This is a genomic window from Kaistia nematophila, assembly GCF_026343855.1.
Classification (GTDB): domain Bacteria; phylum Pseudomonadota; class Alphaproteobacteria; order Rhizobiales; family Kaistiaceae; genus Kaistia; species Kaistia nematophila.
Genome location: NZ_JAPKNK010000007.1, coordinates 216,363 through 232,501 on the forward strand (window position 1 = coordinate 216,363; position 16,139 = coordinate 232,501).

At 67.4% G+C, this 16,139-nt stretch carries 17 protein-coding genes and 2 tRNA genes; 9 read left to right on the forward strand and 10 right to left on the reverse strand.

Annotated elements, in window-relative coordinates:
• Window positions 1-290 precede the first annotated feature (290 nt).
• Window positions 291-716 (reverse strand): MerR family transcriptional regulator, encoded by a 426-nt coding sequence (locus OSH07_RS17105; RefSeq protein WP_266339887.1) that lies wholly within the window; start codon window positions 714-716, stop codon window positions 291-293.
• Between the two features lie 97 nt (window positions 717-813).
• Between OSH07_RS17105 and OSH07_RS17110 the strand changes: the two genes are divergently transcribed.
• Complete coding sequence (locus tag OSH07_RS17110; protein WP_266339888.1) at window positions 814-3,087, forward strand: heavy metal translocating P-type ATPase; 2,274 nt, start codon at window positions 814-816, stop codon at window positions 3,085-3,087.
• Window positions 3,088-3,324: 237 nt separating this feature from the next.
• Here the strand turns inward: OSH07_RS17110 and OSH07_RS17115 are convergent, their stop codons facing one another.
• The 4 genes from OSH07_RS17115 to OSH07_RS17130 all read right to left on the reverse strand — a co-directional run bounded on the left by OSH07_RS17115 (window position 3,325) and on the right by OSH07_RS17130 (window position 6,664).
• Window positions 3,325-4,854 carry a S8 family peptidase gene (locus tag OSH07_RS17115; RefSeq protein ID WP_266339889.1) on the reverse strand — a complete coding sequence of 510 codons (1,530 nt, stop codon included), beginning with the start codon at window positions 4,852-4,854 and terminating at the stop codon, window positions 3,325-3,327.
• Between the two features lie 55 nt (window positions 4,855-4,909).
• On the reverse strand, window positions 4,910-5,584 hold the full coding sequence (locus tag OSH07_RS17120) for a zf-HC2 domain-containing protein (RefSeq protein WP_266339890.1): 675 nt from the start codon (window positions 5,582-5,584) through the stop codon (window positions 4,910-4,912).
• Window positions 5,581-6,168 (reverse strand): sigma-70 family RNA polymerase sigma factor, encoded by a 588-nt coding sequence (locus OSH07_RS17125; protein WP_266339891.1) that lies wholly within the window; start codon window positions 6,166-6,168, stop codon window positions 5,581-5,583. The genes OSH07_RS17120 and OSH07_RS17125 overlap by 4 nt, the downstream gene beginning before the upstream one ends.
• Window positions 6,169-6,304: 136 nt before the next feature.
• Window positions 6,305-6,664: a hypothetical protein gene (locus OSH07_RS17130; protein ID WP_266339892.1), complete on the reverse strand. Its 360-nt coding sequence runs from the start codon at window positions 6,662-6,664 to the stop codon at window positions 6,305-6,307.
• Between OSH07_RS17130 and OSH07_RS17135 the strand changes: the two genes are divergently transcribed.
• Window positions 6,657-6,839 (forward strand): hypothetical protein, encoded by a 183-nt coding sequence (locus OSH07_RS17135; protein ID WP_266339893.1) that lies wholly within the window; start codon window positions 6,657-6,659, stop codon window positions 6,837-6,839. The genes OSH07_RS17130 and OSH07_RS17135 overlap by 8 nt on opposite strands.
• Before the next feature lie 112 nt (window positions 6,840-6,951).
• Window positions 6,952-8,100: an MFS transporter gene (locus OSH07_RS17140; protein WP_266339894.1), complete on the forward strand. Its 1,149-nt coding sequence runs from the start codon at window positions 6,952-6,954 to the stop codon at window positions 8,098-8,100.
• A 47-nt stretch (window positions 8,101-8,147) separates the two neighbouring features.
• On the opposite strand, the gene OSH07_RS17145 is transcribed toward OSH07_RS17140, so the two are convergent.
• Together OSH07_RS17145 and OSH07_RS17150 are read right to left on the reverse strand one after the other, a co-directional pair.
• Window positions 8,148-8,417 carry a helix-turn-helix domain-containing protein gene (locus OSH07_RS17145; protein WP_266339895.1) on the reverse strand — a complete coding sequence of 90 codons (270 nt, stop codon included), beginning with the start codon at window positions 8,415-8,417 and terminating at the stop codon, window positions 8,148-8,150.
• Window positions 8,418-8,674: 257 nt separating this feature from the next.
• The gene (locus OSH07_RS17150; RefSeq protein WP_266339896.1) at window positions 8,675-9,112 is read right to left on the reverse strand and encodes a YqaA family protein; all 438 of its coding nucleotides are present in this window, start codon (window positions 9,110-9,112) and stop codon (window positions 8,675-8,677) included.
• 449 nt (window positions 9,113-9,561) lie between these two features.
• Here OSH07_RS17150 and OSH07_RS17155 point away from each other — a divergent pair, with 449 nt between their 5' ends.
• On the forward strand, window positions 9,562-10,203 hold the full coding sequence (locus OSH07_RS17155) for an outer membrane protein (RefSeq protein ID WP_266339897.1): 642 nt from the start codon (window positions 9,562-9,564) through the stop codon (window positions 10,201-10,203).
• A gap of 156 nt (window positions 10,204-10,359) precedes the next feature.
• Here OSH07_RS17155 and OSH07_RS17160 read toward each other — a convergent pair whose 3' ends face one another.
• Complete coding sequence (locus OSH07_RS17160; protein WP_266339898.1) at window positions 10,360-10,728, reverse strand: hypothetical protein; 369 nt, start codon at window positions 10,726-10,728, stop codon at window positions 10,360-10,362.
• 352 nt (window positions 10,729-11,080) lie between these two features.
• A tRNA-Pro gene (locus OSH07_RS17165) sits at window positions 11,081-11,157 on the reverse strand.
• Window positions 11,158-11,340: 183 nt separating this feature from the next.
• Between OSH07_RS17165 and OSH07_RS17170 the strand changes: the two genes are divergently transcribed.
• Window positions 11,341-11,415: transfer RNA gene (locus tag OSH07_RS17170), tRNA-Gln, on the forward strand.
• A 62-nt stretch (window positions 11,416-11,477) separates the two neighbouring features.
• On the opposite strand, the gene OSH07_RS17175 is transcribed toward OSH07_RS17170, so the two are convergent.
• Window positions 11,478-12,365: a helix-turn-helix transcriptional regulator gene (locus OSH07_RS17175; protein WP_266339899.1), complete on the reverse strand. Its 888-nt coding sequence runs from the start codon at window positions 12,363-12,365 to the stop codon at window positions 11,478-11,480.
• Between the two features lie 216 nt (window positions 12,366-12,581).
• On the opposite strand from OSH07_RS17175, the gene OSH07_RS17180 reads away from it, so the two are divergent.
• The 4 genes from OSH07_RS17180 (at window position 12,582) to OSH07_RS17195 (ending at window position 16,106) form a co-directional block, all read left to right on the forward strand.
• Window positions 12,582-13,364, forward strand: a complete 783-nt coding sequence (locus OSH07_RS17180; RefSeq protein WP_266339900.1) for an ABC transporter substrate-binding protein — start codon at window positions 12,582-12,584, stop codon at window positions 13,362-13,364.
• 70 nt (window positions 13,365-13,434) lie between these two features.
• A complete protein-coding gene (locus OSH07_RS17185) occupies window positions 13,435-14,103 on the forward strand; it encodes an amino acid ABC transporter permease (protein ID WP_266339901.1) in 669 nt (222 codons plus the stop codon).
• A 29-nt stretch (window positions 14,104-14,132) separates the two neighbouring features.
• A complete protein-coding gene (locus tag OSH07_RS17190; RefSeq protein WP_277614314.1) occupies window positions 14,133-14,900 on the forward strand; it encodes an amino acid ABC transporter ATP-binding protein in 768 nt (255 codons plus the stop codon).
• Window positions 14,901-14,933: 33 nt separating this feature from the next.
• On the forward strand, window positions 14,934-16,106 hold the full coding sequence (locus OSH07_RS17195) for a pyridoxal phosphate-dependent aminotransferase (protein WP_266339902.1): 1,173 nt from the start codon (window positions 14,934-14,936) through the stop codon (window positions 16,104-16,106).
• Window positions 16,107-16,139: the final 33 nt, after the last annotated feature.

Consider the following 16,139-nt stretch of genomic DNA (forward strand, 5'->3'; position numbering starts at 1 on the left):
CTTCCGCTCGACCCAGTTGCGATTCTGACGCTCTATCAGTTCGATTTTCCAGCCGCGAACCGCCATATACTTGTGGCAGTTTGCTGGTCCTGCCGATGTAGCGCGTGCTGCGACGGGCGCTGGCCAAGAGGTACACGCAACGCAACATCCATCAAGAATTGCATGACCCAAGCTCGCCGTCATCCCTGCGGAAGCAGGGATCCATGCTTGTGAAGGGGCCATGGATGGGCGATGGATCGAAGCCGTGCGGGTGCCCCCTTACTCAGTCCGCCCCGCGTCGGCCCGCTTCCTCAATGTCGCTCATGCAGGCAGGCGCCGTGGTCGCCCAGGACCTCGATCACCCGGCACTCTGCGACGCGGCCGTGCTCACCCTCGTCGACCATGCGCTGAACTTCCGATCGCAGCGCCGTCAGCTTGGCGATCTTCTCGTCGATCTCGGCCAGATGGCTGCGCGCGATGATGTCGACGTCGGCGCAGGAGCGCTCCGGCTGGTCGGAAAGCGTCAGCAGCTGGCGGATCGCCTCCACCTCGAAGCCGAGTTCGCGGGCGTGGCGGATGAAGCGGAGCCGTTGCACTGCCGCCGCGTCATAGCTGCGCCGGTTGCTATCGGTGCGGGCCGGCGAGGGCAGCAGCCCCACCTCCTCGTAATAGCGGATGGTCGGCACCTTGATGCCGGTTTCGCGAGAAACCGTGCCGATCGGAATAGTCCGGCTCATCGAATTAACCTCTTGATCCTCTAGTCGCTAGAGCATGTAGGGTTCCTGTCGAAACACGCAAGAGCCTCGCACCACCAGGCTGAATTCGAGAGAGATCATGGGAATTCAGGACCGCTACCGCATCACCGGCATGGACTGCGCCTCCTGCGCGCAGAAGATCGACACCGCCGTCCGCCGCATCGAAGGCGTCGAGGACGTCTCGGTGTCCGTGTCCGCCGGCACGATGACGGTCGAACGCGGCGAGCAGGCGGATCCGGCCGATCCGATCCGGGCGATCGTCACCAAACTCGGCTACGGCATCGCCCCGCTTGCGGCCCGTTCGGCCCAGGCTGCGGCGGCACATGACGATCACGGCCATGACCACGGCGCCACCTGCGACGACCACGACCACGACCATAGCCATAGCCATAGCGCCGATCATCACGATCACGATCACGGCCGCGCGCCGGCCGCGACGAAGGCCACTCCGCCGCTTGACCTGCATGGCCACGACGTTGGCGAGGATGACGGCGCCTGGTGGCAATCGAAGAAGGCTCGGCTGACGCTGGCGGCCGGCGCCGCGATCGTCGTCGCCTTCGTTGTCTCGCATCTCTTTCCGGATACGAAGCCGATCGCCTTCGCGGTCGCGATGCTGGTCGGCCTGGTGCCGATTGCCCGCCGCGCCCTGATGGCGGCGCGCTACGGCACGCCATTCTCGATCGAGACGCTGATGACGATCGCCGCCGTTGGTGCCGTGATCATCGGCGCGGGCGAGGAGGCGGCGATGGTCGTCTTCCTGTTCCTGATCGGCGAATTGCTGGAGGGCGTCGCCGCCCGCCGGGCGCGCTCCAGCATTCGCGGACTGGCTACCCTGCTGCCCGAGACGGCCCGTGTCGAAGGTATTGGCGGAACAACCGAAATACCGGCGGCTGAGCTGAAGCTCGGGTCGATCATCCAGATCCGTCCCGGTGACCGCATCGCCGCCGACGGCCGCATCATCGAAGGGGAGAGCGCCATCGACGAGGCGCCGGTGACCGGCGAGAGCGTGCCGAAGCGCAAGGGCGTCGGCGACGCCGTCTTCGCCGGCACCATCAATGCCGATGGCGTCCTCCGCGTCGAGGTGACGGCGATTGCGGCCGACAACACGATCGCCCGCATCGTCCGCCTGGTCGAGGAGGCGCAGGAATCGAAGGCGCCGACCGAGCGCTTCATCGACCGCTTCTCGCGCTGGTACACGCCGGCCGTCCTCCTCGTCGGCGCGCTGGTGGCGATCCTGCCGCCACTGGTCGTTGGCGCCAATTGGGACGAGTGGATCTACAAGGGTCTCGCCATCCTGCTGATCGGCTGCCCTTGCGCGCTGGTCATCTCGACGCCAGCCGCGATCGCCGCCGGCCTTGCCGCCGGCGCGCGCCAGGGCCTGCTGATGAAGGGCGGCGCTGTGCTGGAAACGCTCGCCGGCATCAACCGCGTCGCCTTCGACAAGACGGGAACGCTGACGCTTGGCCGCCCCGTGGTCAGCGATGTCGTCGGCTATGGCCGCTCGGAGACCGAAGTGATCGGGTTCGCCGCCTCGCTCGAGGCCGGCTCCAACCACCCGCTCGCCCGCGCGATTCTCGGCAAGGCGACCGACCTGGCGGCGCCCCAGATGGAGGCGCGGGACATCGCTGCCGTGGCTGGCAAGGGGATGACCGGCAAGGTCGGCGGTGACGTGCTGCTGCTCGGCTCCGCCGCTGCCGCGGCCGAGATCGTGCCGCTGACGGCCGAGCAGGATGCCGCGATCTCCGCGTTTGGAAACGAAGGCAAGAGCGTTTCGGCGCTGCTGGTCAACAATGTGATCGTAGGCATCATCGCCATGCGCGACGGCCCGCGCGCCGACGCCAAGGCGGGTCTTGCCGCGCTCGCCGAACTCAACGTCTTGCCGATCATGCTGACGGGCGACAATGCGCGCGCGGCCAAGGCGGTCGGCGGCGATCTCGGCATCGAGGTCCGCGCCGAACTGCTGCCGCAGGACAAGCAGCGCATCATCCGCGAGCTGCAGGATGGCGGCGCGAAGGTGGCCAAGGTCGGCGACGGCATCAACGACGCGCCGGCGCTCGCCGCCGCCGATGTCGGCATCGCCATGGGCGGCGGCACCGACGTGGCGCTGGAAACGGCCGATGCGGCGATCCTCAACAACAATGTCGGCGACGTCGCGCGGCTGATCCGGCTGGCGCGACGGACGATGACCAACATCCACCAGAACATCGTCATCGCGCTGGGCCTGAAGGCCGTGTTCCTGGTGACGACGATCGTCGGTATCACCGGACTCTGGCCCGCCATCCTAGCCGATACAGGCGCCACGGTGCTGGTGACGATCAACGCGCTGACGCTGCTGGCGGTGAAGAAGGGGTAGGGCGGGCTGCGAACCCGCCCCCCACTTAAGCCTACTCCTCTTTTCGCCTCCGCCCGTGCCAATGCACGGCCGTCATCCCTGCGAAAGCAGGGATCCATGCCGCCGCAGGGCTCGCTGGCAGAGGGTGGCCGGTTCCCCTCTATGGATCCCTGCTTTCGCAGGGATGACCGTGGAGCGGGGACGACGGGCGGAGTGAAACCTAAAGCCTGTCGGCCTAAATGACTGAAGGCGCTACCTTTATTGCAACGCGGCGCTCGCGGTCGCCTCGGGAACCGCAGAAAGGGCGGCGGCCGCATCGACCAGCCCGGCGCCGAAGACATCGTCGCGGCCGGGCTTGCCGAGGTCGCGGGCGGTCCGGGTCAGGATCGAGCGCACCTGCTCCGGCGACAGGTCAGGCGCGTGCTGGAGCAGCAGGGCTGCGACGCCGCTGACCTGCGCCGCGGCGAGCGACGTGCCGGAAAGCTGGGCATAGGTATCGCCCGGAGCGGCGGTCAGGATGTCGATGCCGGGCGCTGCCAGCGCGACATAACCACCGCGATTGGCGGCCGGATAGATGGCATCGTCGGGGCCGGTCGCCGTCACGGCGATCACGGCCGGATGCGCCGCCGGATAGGCGGGCGTCGCCTTCGGGCCATCGTTGCCGGCAGCTGCGATCAGGATCATGCCTTGCCGCGCCGCTGCGTCGAGCCCGCTCGAAAGCAGCGAGTCCTGCGGTCCGGCAAAGCTCAGATTGACGATCCGCGCCTTGGCGGTGGCCGCCTTGTCGAGGCTTTTCAGGATGTCGAGGGTGGAGCCGCGGGCGCTTGCGCCCTGCGGGCCGAGGAAACTGTCGAAGGCGACGATCCGCGCCTCCGGCGCCACGCCGGTCAGGCGCTGGTGCGCCGCGATCACGCCGGCGATCGCCGTGCCGTGCGGGCCGATGGTGGCGGAAAGACTGGCGGGATCGAGGGTGCCGGAGAGTTCGGGATGGCGGCCGTCGACACCGGAATCGATCACCGCGACCAGAACGCCGCGGCCGTCTGCCATCGCATGCGCCTCGTCGAGTCGCGTCTTGGCCGGCGCATACTGCACGGCGGCGAGATCGCCCTTCGCCGCGCCCGGATCGTCCGCCTGCAGCGCGTAGAGATGGTTCAACTCGCTGGAAAGCAAGGATTTATCGGCCCGGAGCGCGCGCAGCGTGCGGCGCGAATCCCCGCCTTTGGCGACGCGGGCGCGAACGATCGTGGTGCCGGTCAGAGCCAGCTCGGCCGTCTCCAGCCGGGTCAGCCGGTAGCGCTGCAGGATGGCGTCGGTGATCTCCGGCGAGGGGGCGGAGAACAGCACCTCGCCCTCGACGAAGCTGCCGTCGGCAATGCGCGGAACGGCTGCCGCCTGCCTCGGCTCGGACGATTTCTTCTTTGCCTGCCGTGGCTTGGCGGCCTTGGGTCTTGTCGCCTGCTGCCGCTCTGCCCGTTGTGGCCGGACGCGGCGCGGGGCCGGGCGTTGGTCGGCATGGGGCGGCGCCACCTCGCGTTCCGGGAGCGCCCCGAGGATCGGGCCGATGAGGATGACCGGGCCGGGCTGCGGCGGGCGCGGCCGGCTCGGGCGCTCGGGCCGGGGCCGCTTCTGCCGCCGCCAGTCCTCATCGTTCGAGCCGTCGTCCGGATAGGCCTGCGCGACGGAAAACCTTTCGGCAGCAATGGCTTGCGTGTGCGGCGTTGTCGCCAGCATGACGGCTGCAAGCGCGATCCAGCCGATCCGATGCGTCGATATCCGAGGCGTGGTCATGGCGTCGCTCCCCAAAAGGGCTCGCGGATGAAGGTGGGGTAGTGTGGGCCTGCGCTCAGGGGGCGGCTATGACCAGCTTCACGATACCGTTCGCGGTCGTCAGCTTGTCGGTCTTCGCCTTGCGGTCGGCTTGGCTCATCGTCGCGTCACCGATCCTGAGCTTGTAGAGGCCGCCGGCGCGGGGGCCGTCGACGATGCTGCCGCCGACCGAGCCGATGATCTGCTCGATCTCGGCGGCGGTAGCCTCCGGCTGGAAGGTGACCAGGAGGTAGGCGCCGGCGGGGTTAACAGCCGTCTCGCCGGACGCGGTCTGGTAACTTCCCGTTACCTCGTGCCGCGCCACCAGCCCGCCGAGCGCGCCGCCGACGACGAGGAGCACCAGCGCGGCGGCGGCCGTCGACAGGCCGAGTTGCGGCGGGGATAGCGACGCGATCTGTTCGCCGAACCGGCTGAACAGGCGGCCAAGCCAGGACGGCCGAGGCGAGGGCGCGGTCGCCGCGATCTCGGCGAACAGCCGGTCGGCCATGCGCGACGAGGGCAGCGGCAGCGCCTCGGCGCTTTCGATCGCGGCGATACGCTCGCCTTCGATCCGCGCCAGATGGGCGCGCAGCAGCGGGTCGGCGGCGAGCGCCGCCTCGACTTCGGCAGCCTCCTCGGCCGAGAGCGTGCCATTGGCGTACCATGGCAGCAGCGCCTCGATCCGGCCGGGCTCGTCTTGTGGATCTGTCATGGCCAACCCCTGTCCAGTCCGGCTTCCCGGCAGAGTTCCGAAAGCCGCTTGCGGGCATGGAACACGCGGGTCTTCACCGTATTTTCCGGTATGCCGACGATGCGGCTGACATCCTCGATCGACTGCTCCTGGTAGTAGACGAGGTCGATCACCTCGCGGTGCTCTCGCGACAGCCGGTCGATGCAGGCGCGCAGCACCCCGGCCTTGTCGCTCTTCTGCAGCGTCACCTCCGGCGTGTCGTCCTGGTCCTCGATCGTCTCGGCGAATTCGTCGTCGAGCGGCGCCTCGCTGCGGCGGCGCAGCGCCGAATAGGCCTTGAAGCGGGCGATCGACAGCAGCCAGGTGGAAACGCTGGCACGGCCTTCGAACCGGGCCGCCTGCCGCCAGACATCGAGGAAGACCTCGGTGACGACATCCTCGGCGACATCCTCGCGCCGGACCAGGCGCAGCACGAAGCGGTGGACGCGCAGTTGATGCGCGGCGAACAGCGCCCGCATCGCGGCCTGTTCGCCCTTCGCGATCCTCGCCAGGAGATCGTACTCCCGGAGGCGCAGTTCGTCCTGGCTGCCTTGGCTGCCGAGCATCGGAGGCCCCGTCCATCCCGCCCATTGACCGGGGAGGGTGGCGGCTTGCACGGCCCCGGTCAACTCTCGCGGCGGTTGCCAGGCGGTTTCGGGACGGAGCCCCATCGCCGCCTGGTAAATTCCAGCCATCCTGCGATCACTCGCAGACCACGACCCGCTTCCAGACGCGGCCGACGCCGGGGACGAAGACGCGCTTGCGGACCTTGTAGCACTCCTCCTGAACCGGGACATAAGCGGGGATGCCGATATAGATGCCGCCGCCCCAGCGCGGGCCACCCCAGCCGCCGCCATGCCCGCCATGGCCCCAGCCGCCGCCATGTCCACCACCATGCCCGCCGCCGTGACCGCCGCCATGGCCGCCGCTGAAGCCGCCGGGGCCACCGAAGCCCGGAGCCGCCTGGGCGCTGCCGGCGGTGACGAGCGAAGCCGTGCCGATGGCGGCGATGGCCAGCGCTGCGACGGTGGCGGTGGTGCGGATCGTCTTGAGAATGGTCATTTGGGATCTCCTTCTGGAGGCTCCGGCGCCGCCCGTTGCGGCCCCGATGACCATTGGTCGCGACGACGCGGAAAAAGGTTCACGCGCCGCGACGCTTTTTTTGAAGTTTTTTCGAGATCGCCCGAAAACCATGCTTCTGCTGCGTTTTTCGGCATTCGAAGCGGTTTGGGCTTGACCCGGCCGCCGCGATCTTCATCGTCAGTCGCCGTGCCCGCAGGATTCCGCCTGAGGATACGTGCCCGGCGCGCCGCGTCCGAAACATCATCGAGCTACGACAGGTCTTCCTGATGGCTTCCACCGATACGATCGCTGCCAGCGTTCCCGGCGCGCCCGAACAGCTTTCCACCCGCATCGCCTTCTTCATCGCCGGCTTCGGCATGGCGGCCTGGGCGCCGCTGGTGCCGTTCGCCAAGGCGCGGGCGGGGCTGGACGATGGGCTGCTGGGCCTGCTTCTGCTCTGCCTTGGGGCCGGTTCGATCGTTGCGATGCCGCTTTCCGGCGCGCTCGCGGCGCGGTTCGGCTGCCGCCGCATCATCATCGCGGGCGTCACGATGCTCTGCATCGCGCTGCCGCTGCTCGGCAGCGTCTCGAGCTTCGGCCTGCTGGTGCCGTCTTTGCTGCTCTTCGGCGCGGGCGTCGGCCTGGTCGATTGCGTCGTCAACATCCAGGCGGTCATCGTCGAGCGTGCCAGCGGCCGCACCATGATGTCGGGCTTCCATGGCTTGTTCAGCGTCGGCGGCATCGCGGGCGCTGGCGGCGTCAGCGCCATGCTGGCGCTCGGCGCCTCGCCCTTCGTCGCCGCGCTGGTCGTGGTTCTGGTCGTCGCGGCGGCTCTCGCCTTCGCCGCGCCGAGCCTTCTGCCCTATGGCAGCCGCGCCGGCGGGCCAGCCTTCGCCATGCCGCATGGCATCGTGCTGTTCATCGGCGCGCTCTGCTTCATCGTCTTCCTGACCGAGGGCGCCGTGCTCGACTGGAGCGCCGTGTTCCTGAGCTCGGTGCGTGGCGTCGATCCGAGCCACGCCGGTCTCGCCTACACGGCCTTCGCCATCACCATGACCATCGGACGGCTCACCGGCGACCGCATCGTGCGTTTTGCCGGAGCGAACCGGATCATCGTCTTCGGTGGACTTTGCGCCGCGGCGGGCCTCGCCATCGCCACGCTGGTGCCGTTCTGGGAGGCGGCGCTGCTCGGCTACGCGCTGGTCGGCGCCGGGTGCTCCAACGTGGTGCCGGTGCTCTACAGCGCCGTGGGCCGCCAGAACGTGATGCCGGAGCACATCGCCGTCCCGGCCGTCACCACCCTCGGCTATGCCGGCATCCTGGCCGGCCCGGCGGGAATCGGCTTCGTCGCCCAGGCGACCAGCCTGTCGACGGCGTTCCTCGTCGTCGCGGTCCTCCTCGTCGGCGTCGCCGCCAGCAGCCGCTGGCTGCGCTAGCCGCGCCCGGGGCCATTCTTCCAGAAATGCCGGAATCCGGATCGGCCTTAGCCGCCGAGCTGGAATTCGTCGATCTGGAGCACGGCGGCGATGGCGGCGCGTTCGTGCGGGAGCAGGTCGCTGCCCCGCTCGGCCAGCATGATGATGATGAGGTCGACGCCGGATTGCTCGGCAAGCTCGGCCCGGGTCAGGCCGACGTCCTGACGGATCGCTGTCAGCGGCGACCTCGCCTTTGCTGCCGTGGCGACGACGCCCTCCGGCGGAAAGGAAGATGCGCCGGAAAGGCCGGTGAAGCGGGGGAAAGCGTGAGTGGGCATGGGACACCTCCTGTTTCCCAATGCGCTCGCGGCCGCTTCGATCCCTCGGCAAGGGCGGGAACCGCTCGGGCGAGATCCGGCGAGACGTTCGCGGCGCCGCTCACGCGCCATGGCAGCGCCGGTTCAGGTGGAACCCGGTTCAGTTTGAATATGACCTGACTCCGATCGGTCGATCGCTCGCGGAGTCCGTGGTGGAGCTCCATCTCTGGGCTCTCGGCCGGATAGGCGATATCGAGGCGAGCCGCGCGGCCCGCAGCCTAGCCCGCCCAGTTCATCGCGATCGCCGCCAGCACCAGATAGCGCCCGATCTTGGCGATCGCGACGAGCAGCAGGAAGACCGGCATCGGCTCGCGCAGGACGCCAGCCACGACGGTCAGCGGATCGCCGATGACGGGCGCCCAGCTCAGGAGCAGCGACCACTTGCCATAGCGCCGATACCAGCGTTCGGCGCGGGCGAGGCCATCGGGACCGACGGGGAACCAGCGCCGGTCCTGGAAATGGACGATGCCGCGGCCGAGATACCAGTTGATCACCGAGCCGAGCACATTGCCGACGCTGGCGACGAGGATCAGCCAGAACGGCGAATAGCCGCCCAGGAGCAGCCCGACCAGGGCGGCTTCCGATTGCATCGGCAGGATGGTGGCGGCGGCGAGCGCGGCCAGGAACAGGCCGGCATAGATGGCGAGATCCGTCATGGGAAACGGACAATAGGGAAGCGGCGCGGCAGAGTCATCGCCGCCTCTCCGGCGTCCACGGTCCGCTTCGGCGCGTCCTTCCGCTGTAGCCGACCAATGTTGCCGCAGCGTAAGTATGGTTTACTTGCAATATATTCTTGACCATCGAAGCGCTCTCGGCCGTTCCATGGGCTGGGTCGGGAGGCAGGATGGCGCCGCCGCCGGTAGAACGGTCAGACCCTCATTCTTGCCGCAATTTAGTCCAAATTACCGCCGCTTTTCGCCATTTCTCGATCCGGATCCGAAGGTGTCACGCGATTTTTTTGCGTTCAAACCATCCGAATTCAGCGATTTGCCGTCGAATTCCTTCGGGATCCGATTCATGCTGGAGCTGTGTCCTCCGCACAACAGTAATTCGGAGGAGCTGTGATATATGTGGCTTAACACTTTCCGAACTGGAGTTTCCCCCCGTGAACATCCTTCGTCTTTCCGTCCTCGCTTCCGCTTCGGTCCTGGCCCTCGGCGTCGTCGGCGCCCAGGCTGCTGACCTGACCTACGAGCCGGCTCCGGTCGCTGCTCCGGCTCCGGCTGCCTTCAACTGGACCGGCTTCTACCTCGGCGTCCATGCCGGCGCTGCCATCACCGATTTCGACTACAACGTCGACGGCATCGGCTTCAGCGACGACAACACCGGCTTCCTCGGTGGCGTCCAGGCTGGCTACAACTGGCAGTTCGACAACATCGTGATCGGCGCCCAGACCGACTTCTCCTACACCTCGGCGAAGGTCTCGGAAGACGGCTTCGAGAACAAGCTCGAGTGGCTCGGCAGCACCACCGCTCGCGTCGGTTACGCCTTCGACAACTTCCTCGTCTACGGCAAGGGCGGTGTCGCCTACGGCCAGTCGAAGATCAACGTCCTGGGCGCTGACGACTCGAAGTGGCACACCGGCTGGACCGCTGGCGTCGGCGCTGAATACGCCTTCACCCAGAACATCACCGGCCTGATCGAATACGACTATGTCGACCTCGGCTCGAAGGACTACTTCGACAACGCCGTCTCGGCCGACCTGACCTCGAACGTCATCAAGGCCGGCCTGAACTACAAGTTCTAATCGGCTTCGACGATCGGTTACGGAAAAGGCGGCCTTCGGGCCGCCTTTTTTGTTGGCCGGGCCATCCGCTCGCGGCGCGGCGTTCATGCCGCCATGCGTGCGGGCGCGCGCTTGTGGAGATCATGCGGGCGCCTGGCTGGCGCGGCAGGGAGGTCGTCAGCGGCCGTGGCCGCCTCCGCCCATGCCGCCTCCGCCTCCCATGCCGCCTCCGCCTCCCATGCCGCCATGGCCCATGCTGCCGCCATAGCTTTCACCGCCGCCCCTCCAGGTGCCGTCCGGCGCGTAGCCCCAGCCATAGTCGTTCAGGTAATAATTGTTGTAGGGGGCGCGGTCGGTCGGGATCCAGTGGCAGTGGCCGTAGGCGTTGCGATAGCGGCCCTGTCCGCAGCCGTCGCGAACGAGGGTGAGGGCGGATGGGTCGCCGGAGCTGCCGGCGGGGCGAGGCATCGCGGCTGCGGACAGGCTGGCGGTGACGGCGAGAAGCGATACGGCTCCGATCGCGAGAAGTTCGACAGGTCTGGTCATGACTGGTCCTTCCGCCTCCCGTCTCCGGCCAAACGAAACGAGGGCGACAGGGTTGCCTCCGGCGCCGATCGAATCGCTCACGATTTCGCGACTGATTCCCGATCGGCGGCGCGGTTGCGGCGACGGGTTGGCTGGAAGGCGGAAGTGAGGGGGCCGGTCGCTGCGGATGTCGCGTGCGTGGATGCGGCAAGCGCGGCAATTCAGTCGCGCGGTGGCGGCGAGGGCAGCACGTCGATCTGCGCTGCCTGCCTCGCGAGGCGAGCAGTCGTTCGTACAGAAATTCGGGAGGGCAGGCGGGGCTCCTGCCGTGCAGGGCGCCGCGTGATTTCTTCAATCGGGTGAAGAAGATCGATGGTCGGAGTGGCAGGATTTGAACCTGCGACCCCCTCGTCCCGAACGAGGTGCGCTACCAGGCTGCGCTACACTCCGTGACCGCCGATGAGCCGGGTTATAGACAGTGGATTCGCCAGCCGCAAGGGGGCTTGTGAAGGTGTCGCACGAGCCTGTGGATGACGGATGAAGAGGGCTGTTGATGACGGGGTGGCTCTCCCGTTGCGGGCACGCTCCCAACCGTCTATACGACGGTCGCGCGGTGTTTTCGGACCCGCCTGCTGGGGCGTCGCCAAGCGGTAAGGCAGCGGTTTTTGGTACCGCCATTCGGAGGTTCGAATCCTCCCGCCCCAGCCACTTTCTTCAAAAAGCCCAAGAATCCGCGATTTTGCCGACCGGCCCGGCGCCGTATCGGTCGCTTACTGCCGCCTTGCCGCGCCCGCGTCGTTGCGCTGGTCGAGAAGCTTTACCAGCAGCTCGACGCGCGACGAGACTTCCAGCTTCTGGTAGGCGCGCTTGCGGTGGGTCTTGATCGTCTCGGTGCCGACCTGGAGCATGGTCGCGATTTCGCGCTCGCCGACGCCGGCCAGCAGCAGCCGCATCACTTCCATCTCGCGCGACGAGAGATTGTTGCTGCCGAGCTGCTTCAGCGCGGCGTGGATCGGGTCGTCGCGCGTCTGCAGGTGCAGCGTGCGGTTTTCCCAATGGCGCTGGCAGATCGCCATCAGCGAGGCCTGGACCGGCTCGATGGTGGAAAGATCCTGCGAGCTGAAGCCGCGATTGCCTGTGCGGTAGAGGGCCACCTGCACCGTGTCGCGGTCGGAGACGCGCAGCGCGATGTCCAGTTCCTTCAGCCGCTTCGGCCAGCCCGCGGTCAGGTAGCCGATCTCCTCGCCGGTATCGATCTCCAGGATCTCGGTCGCCGTCGACGGCTTGTCGAGCACCGGGATCTGCGCCAGCGTCTCCATCAGGTAGAAGCCGCTCTGGATCTTGCGCCGGTGCAGCTGGAAGAACGGGCTGTGCTGGAAGGTGTGCTTGGCGTAGGCGTCGAGCACGTCGCTGCCGATCCGCAGCGGCGACGAGGTCGAACTGACCTCGATCAGCTGGTCGTCGTGATAGAGCGAGATCATGGCGAGGTCGAAGGAGATCAGCTCGCGCAGCGTCTCGGTCAGGTGGCGATCGAAGTCGGGCTGCTGCGAAGCGAGGATCAGCCGCGCCAGGGCATCGTCCGACCGTCGCGTCGCAAGGGTGCTGCCCGTCGGCGGCGCCGCCAGCGGCGAAATCGGTTTGAGGTTGGACGAGGACATTATTTCCACCTTGCCTTCACGCTCGGCCCCGCAGGGATTCAGCCGATCGGGAGGCCTTCGTCAATCGGAATCGCCGCGTCGGGTGCTCAGCCGGCGCAGGGGCGGGGCATGAACCGGCCTGCCCATGCGGCAGGTCCGTGTCCCCCCGCCGGAGGATATTTGTGCCCCAATCGGTCTGGTATTGAAGCCGCTCTGAAAATGAACCGGGAGGATTCAATGAACGCCAAGACCCTGCTCGCATCGGTATTCGTCATCGCCAGCGCCGGCATCGCCCAGGCCGCCGATCCGATCATCGTCGCGACGAACATCGCCAACGTCCCGTTCGAGTTCCAGGACGGCAGCGGCACGCTGATGGGCTTCGAAGTCGACATCATGCGCCTGGTCGGCGAGAAGCTCGGCCGCCCGGTCGAGTTCCAGGAAATCCCGTTCCAGAGCCTGTTCGCCGCCGTGCAGTCGAGCCGCTCGGATGTTGCCATCGGCTCGATCACCATCACGCCGAAACGGCTTGAGTCGGTCGCCTTCACCCAGCCCGTCTTCGACGCGGACCAGTGCCTGACCGTCGGCGCCAAGAGCGGCATCGAGGGCGTCGAGGGCATGTCCGGCAAGGCGCTCGCCGTCATCACCGGCACCACCGGCGAGATCTGGGCGACCGACAGCGAGGGCAAGCTGAAGTTCGGCTCGATCGCGCGCTACGAGGGCAACCAGGATCCGATGATGGACATCGCGACGGGCCGCATCGACGGCTTCGTCCATGATTGCCCGATCGACGCCTACTACATCAAGGACAAGCCGCAGTTCAAAATCGTCGCCACCATCCCGACGAACGAGCAGTTCGGCCTGATGCTGCCGAAGAACAGCCCCTTGCTCGACGACGTCAACAAGGTCATCACCGAGCTCAAGGAAGGCGGCCAGATGGCCGAGCTGCATCAGAAGTGGTTCGGCATGGCGCCGGCCAAGGATTCCAGCACCGTGAAGGTCCTGCCGGTCCCGGCGCTCTGAACCCTTCCCCCATCCCAATAAAGTCCGGCCTGCCCGATCGGCGGGCCGGACCTGTATCCGAGGGGGTCGCATGGACCTGATCACGACGTTCTTCAACATCGACGTGCTGCGGCAGGCGGCGCCGCTGCTCCTGCAGGGCTTCTGGCTGACCATCCTGCTCGGCCTCACCAGCCTCGTCATCTCGCTGTCGCTCGGCCTCTTCGTGGTGCTGATCCGGCTCTATGCGCCGAAGCCGGTCCGCTTTCTGGCGATCGCCTATATCGATCTCTTCCGCGCGCTGCCGCTGCTGGTCCTGCTGATCCTCGTCTATTACGCGCTGCCCTTCGTCGGCATCCGCCTTTCCTCGTTCTGGGCGGCGACGACGGCATTGTCGCTGGTCGCTTCCGCCTACATGGCCGAGACGTTCCGCGCCGGCATCGAGGCGGTGCCGAAGGGCCAGTTCGAGGCGGCCCAGACGCTCGGCTTCAGCTGGCCGCGCATGATGGCCGACATCATCCTGCCGCAGGCGATGCGCCTCGTCGTGCCGCCGACCACCGGCGTCTCGATCGGCCTGATCAAGGACACCGCGCTCGCCTCGGTCGTCGCCATGCCCGATCTGCTCAAGCAGGCGACGCAGACCCAGGCCTTCTACGCCAATCCGTCGCCGCTCGTGGGCGCCGCCCTCCTGTACCTGATCCTGCTGCTGCCGCTGGTGCGTCTCGTCAGCGTCCTCGAAGCCCGCCAGAAGCGTTCGCGCTGATGGTCGCCCGCAATCCAGGAGCAAACGCCATGAGCCAGACCCCGGCCGCGATTTCGGGCACCGATCCCATCATCACGATGCGCAAGGTGGAGAAGCACTACCAGAACTTCCACGCGCTGCGGGACGTCAACCTCGACGTCCGCCGCGGCGAGGTCATCGCCATCATCGGGCCGTCCGGCTCGGGCAAGTCGACTCTGATCCGCTGCATCAACCGGCTGGAGACGATCTCGTCCGGCGAGATCGTCGTCGACGGCGCCCGGGTCGAGGCCGGCAAGAACCTCGCCCGCGTGCGGGCCGAGGTCGGCATGGTGTTCCAGCAGTTCAACCTGTTCCCGCATATGAGCGTGCTGCGCAACGTCGCGATCGCGCCGATCCGGGTGCGCGGCATCGCCAAAGCGGAAGCCGAGCAGCGGGCGCGGCAATTGCTCGAGCGCGTCGGCCTCGCCGCGCATGTCGACAAATATCCCGATCAGCTTTCCGGCGGCCAGCAGCAGCGCGTCGCCATCGCCCGCGCGCTCGCCATGGAGCCGCTGGTGCTGCTTTTCGACGAGCCGACCTCGGCGCTCGACCCGGAAATGGTCGGCGAGGTGCTCGACGTGATGCAGAGTCTGGCCGCCACCGGCGTCACCATGCTGGTGGTGACGCACGAAATGGGCTTCGCTCGTCGCGTGGCCGACCGAGTCGTTTTCATGGAGGCCGGCCAGATCATCGAGCAGGGCGCCCCGAATGACCTTTTCGACCATCCGCAAACCGACCGCGCCCGCGCTTTCCTCAGCGCGATCATGCACGGTGACTGAGCCTGACCGCCTCCCTTACGAAAGCTCCGCAAGATGATTGATACCGCCGTTGAAGCGCGGCCCGCCGTCCGCGCGCTCTCCAGCTCGCTGATCCGCGAGGTCGCCAACGCCGCGATGGGCAAGGCCGACGTGCTGCCCTTCTGGTTCGGCGAATCCGACCGGGCGACCGCGCAGTTCATCCGCGACGCGGCGGCGGCGTCGCTGGCCGGTGGCGAGACCTTCTATTCGCAGAACCTTGGCCGTCCCTATCTGCGCGAGGCGATCTCCGCCTACCTGACCGACCTGCACGGCCGCTCCATCCCGGTCGAGCGGATCGTCGCCACTGGTTCGGGCATGACCGGCCTGCAGATCGCCAACCAGCTCGTGCTGTCGCCCGGCGACCGCGTGGTGGTGGTGACGCCGCTCTGGCCCAACATCAGCGAGGTGCCGCTGATCCTCGGCGCCAAGGTCGACCGCGTGTCGCTCTCGGTCGAGAACGGCCGCTGGACGCTCGACGTCGACAAGCTGATCGCGGCGCTGACGCCCGACACCCGCATGGTCATCATCAACTCGCCGAACAACCCGACCGGCTGGATGATCGACGATGAAAGCATCGCGGCGATCCTCGCCCATTGCCGCAAGCACGGCATCTGGGTGCTGGCGGACGACGTCTATGAGCGGCTGGTCTATGACCCGGCGCCGCGTTCGGCCCCGTCCTTCCTGCGCCACTACCAGGAGGGCGACCGGATCATCTCGGTCAACTCCTTCTCCAAGGCCTGGTCGATGACCGGCTGGCGCGCCGGCTGGGTGGTCCTGCCCGAGACGCTCGCCCGCGATGCGACCAAGCTCGTCGAATACAATTTCTCCTGCATCTTCGAGCCGACGCAGCGCGCCGCCGCCACCGCCATCCAGCATGGCGAGGAGGAGGTGGCACGGATGCGCGCGCAGATGGTCAGCACGCGCGAATTCCTCGTTGACGGGCTGCGCAAGCTGAACCGCGTCAGCGTCCCCGACGCCGGCGGCGCGATGTACGCCTTCCTGAAGATCGAGGGCTACGACGACTCGCTGGAGCTGGCGCAGCGCCTGGTGCGCGAGACCGGCCTCGGCCTCGCGCCCGGCCGCGCCTTCGGCCCGGAAGGCGAGGGCTGGCTGCGCTGGTGCCACGCCACCTCCGAGGAGAAGCTCGCGGAAGGCCTCGGCCGCCTGAGCGACTTCCTGCGCAAGTAAGTTAGCCGCAGCACTTCTACCGATCGAAAGCCG

Bases quoted from the DNA above. Each gene is read 5' to 3' on its own strand.
- OSH07_RS17185 (WP_266339901.1), top strand. From the start codon at position 13,435: ATGGACCTGATCACGACGTTCTTCAACATCGACGTGCTGCGGCAGGCG.
- OSH07_RS17130 (WP_266339892.1), bottom strand. From the start codon at position 6,664: ATGACCATTCTCAAGACGATCCGCACCACCGCCACCGTCGCAGCGCTG.
- OSH07_RS17125 (WP_266339891.1), bottom strand. From the start codon at position 6,168: ATGCTCGGCAGCCAAGGCAGCCAGGACGAACTGCGCCTCCGGGAGTAC.
- OSH07_RS17115 (WP_266339889.1), bottom strand. From the start codon at position 4,854: ATGACCACGCCTCGGATATCGACGCATCGGATCGGCTGGATCGCGCTT.
- OSH07_RS17135 (WP_266339893.1), top strand. From the start codon at position 6,657: ATGGTCATTTGGGATCTCCTTCTGGAGGCTCCGGCGCCGCCCGTTGCG.
- OSH07_RS17195 (WP_266339902.1), top strand. From the start codon at position 14,934: ATGATTGATACCGCCGTTGAAGCGCGGCCCGCCGTCCGCGCGCTCTCC.
- OSH07_RS17160 (WP_266339898.1), bottom strand. From the start codon at position 10,728: ATGACCAGACCTGTCGAACTTCTCGCGATCGGAGCCGTATCGCTTCTC.
- OSH07_RS17150 (WP_266339896.1), bottom strand. From the start codon at position 9,112: ATGACGGATCTCGCCATCTATGCCGGCCTGTTCCTGGCCGCGCTCGCC.
- OSH07_RS17190 (WP_277614314.1), top strand. From the start codon at position 14,133: ATGAGCCAGACCCCGGCCGCGATTTCGGGCACCGATCCCATCATCACG.
- OSH07_RS17140 (WP_266339894.1), top strand. From the start codon at position 6,952: ATGGCTTCCACCGATACGATCGCTGCCAGCGTTCCCGGCGCGCCCGAA.
- OSH07_RS17105 (WP_266339887.1), bottom strand. From the start codon at position 716: ATGAGCCGGACTATTCCGATCGGCACGGTTTCTCGCGAAACCGGCATC.
- OSH07_RS17180 (WP_266339900.1), top strand. From the start codon at position 12,582: ATGAACGCCAAGACCCTGCTCGCATCGGTATTCGTCATCGCCAGCGCC.
- OSH07_RS17175 (WP_266339899.1), bottom strand. From the start codon at position 12,365: ATGTCCTCGTCCAACCTCAAACCGATTTCGCCGCTGGCGGCGCCGCCG.
- OSH07_RS17145 (WP_266339895.1), bottom strand. From the start codon at position 8,417: ATGCCCACTCACGCTTTCCCCCGCTTCACCGGCCTTTCCGGCGCATCT.
- OSH07_RS17120 (WP_266339890.1), bottom strand. From the start codon at position 5,584: ATGACAGATCCACAAGACGAGCCCGGCCGGATCGAGGCGCTGCTGCCA.
- OSH07_RS17110 (WP_266339888.1), top strand. From the start codon at position 814: ATGGGAATTCAGGACCGCTACCGCATCACCGGCATGGACTGCGCCTCC.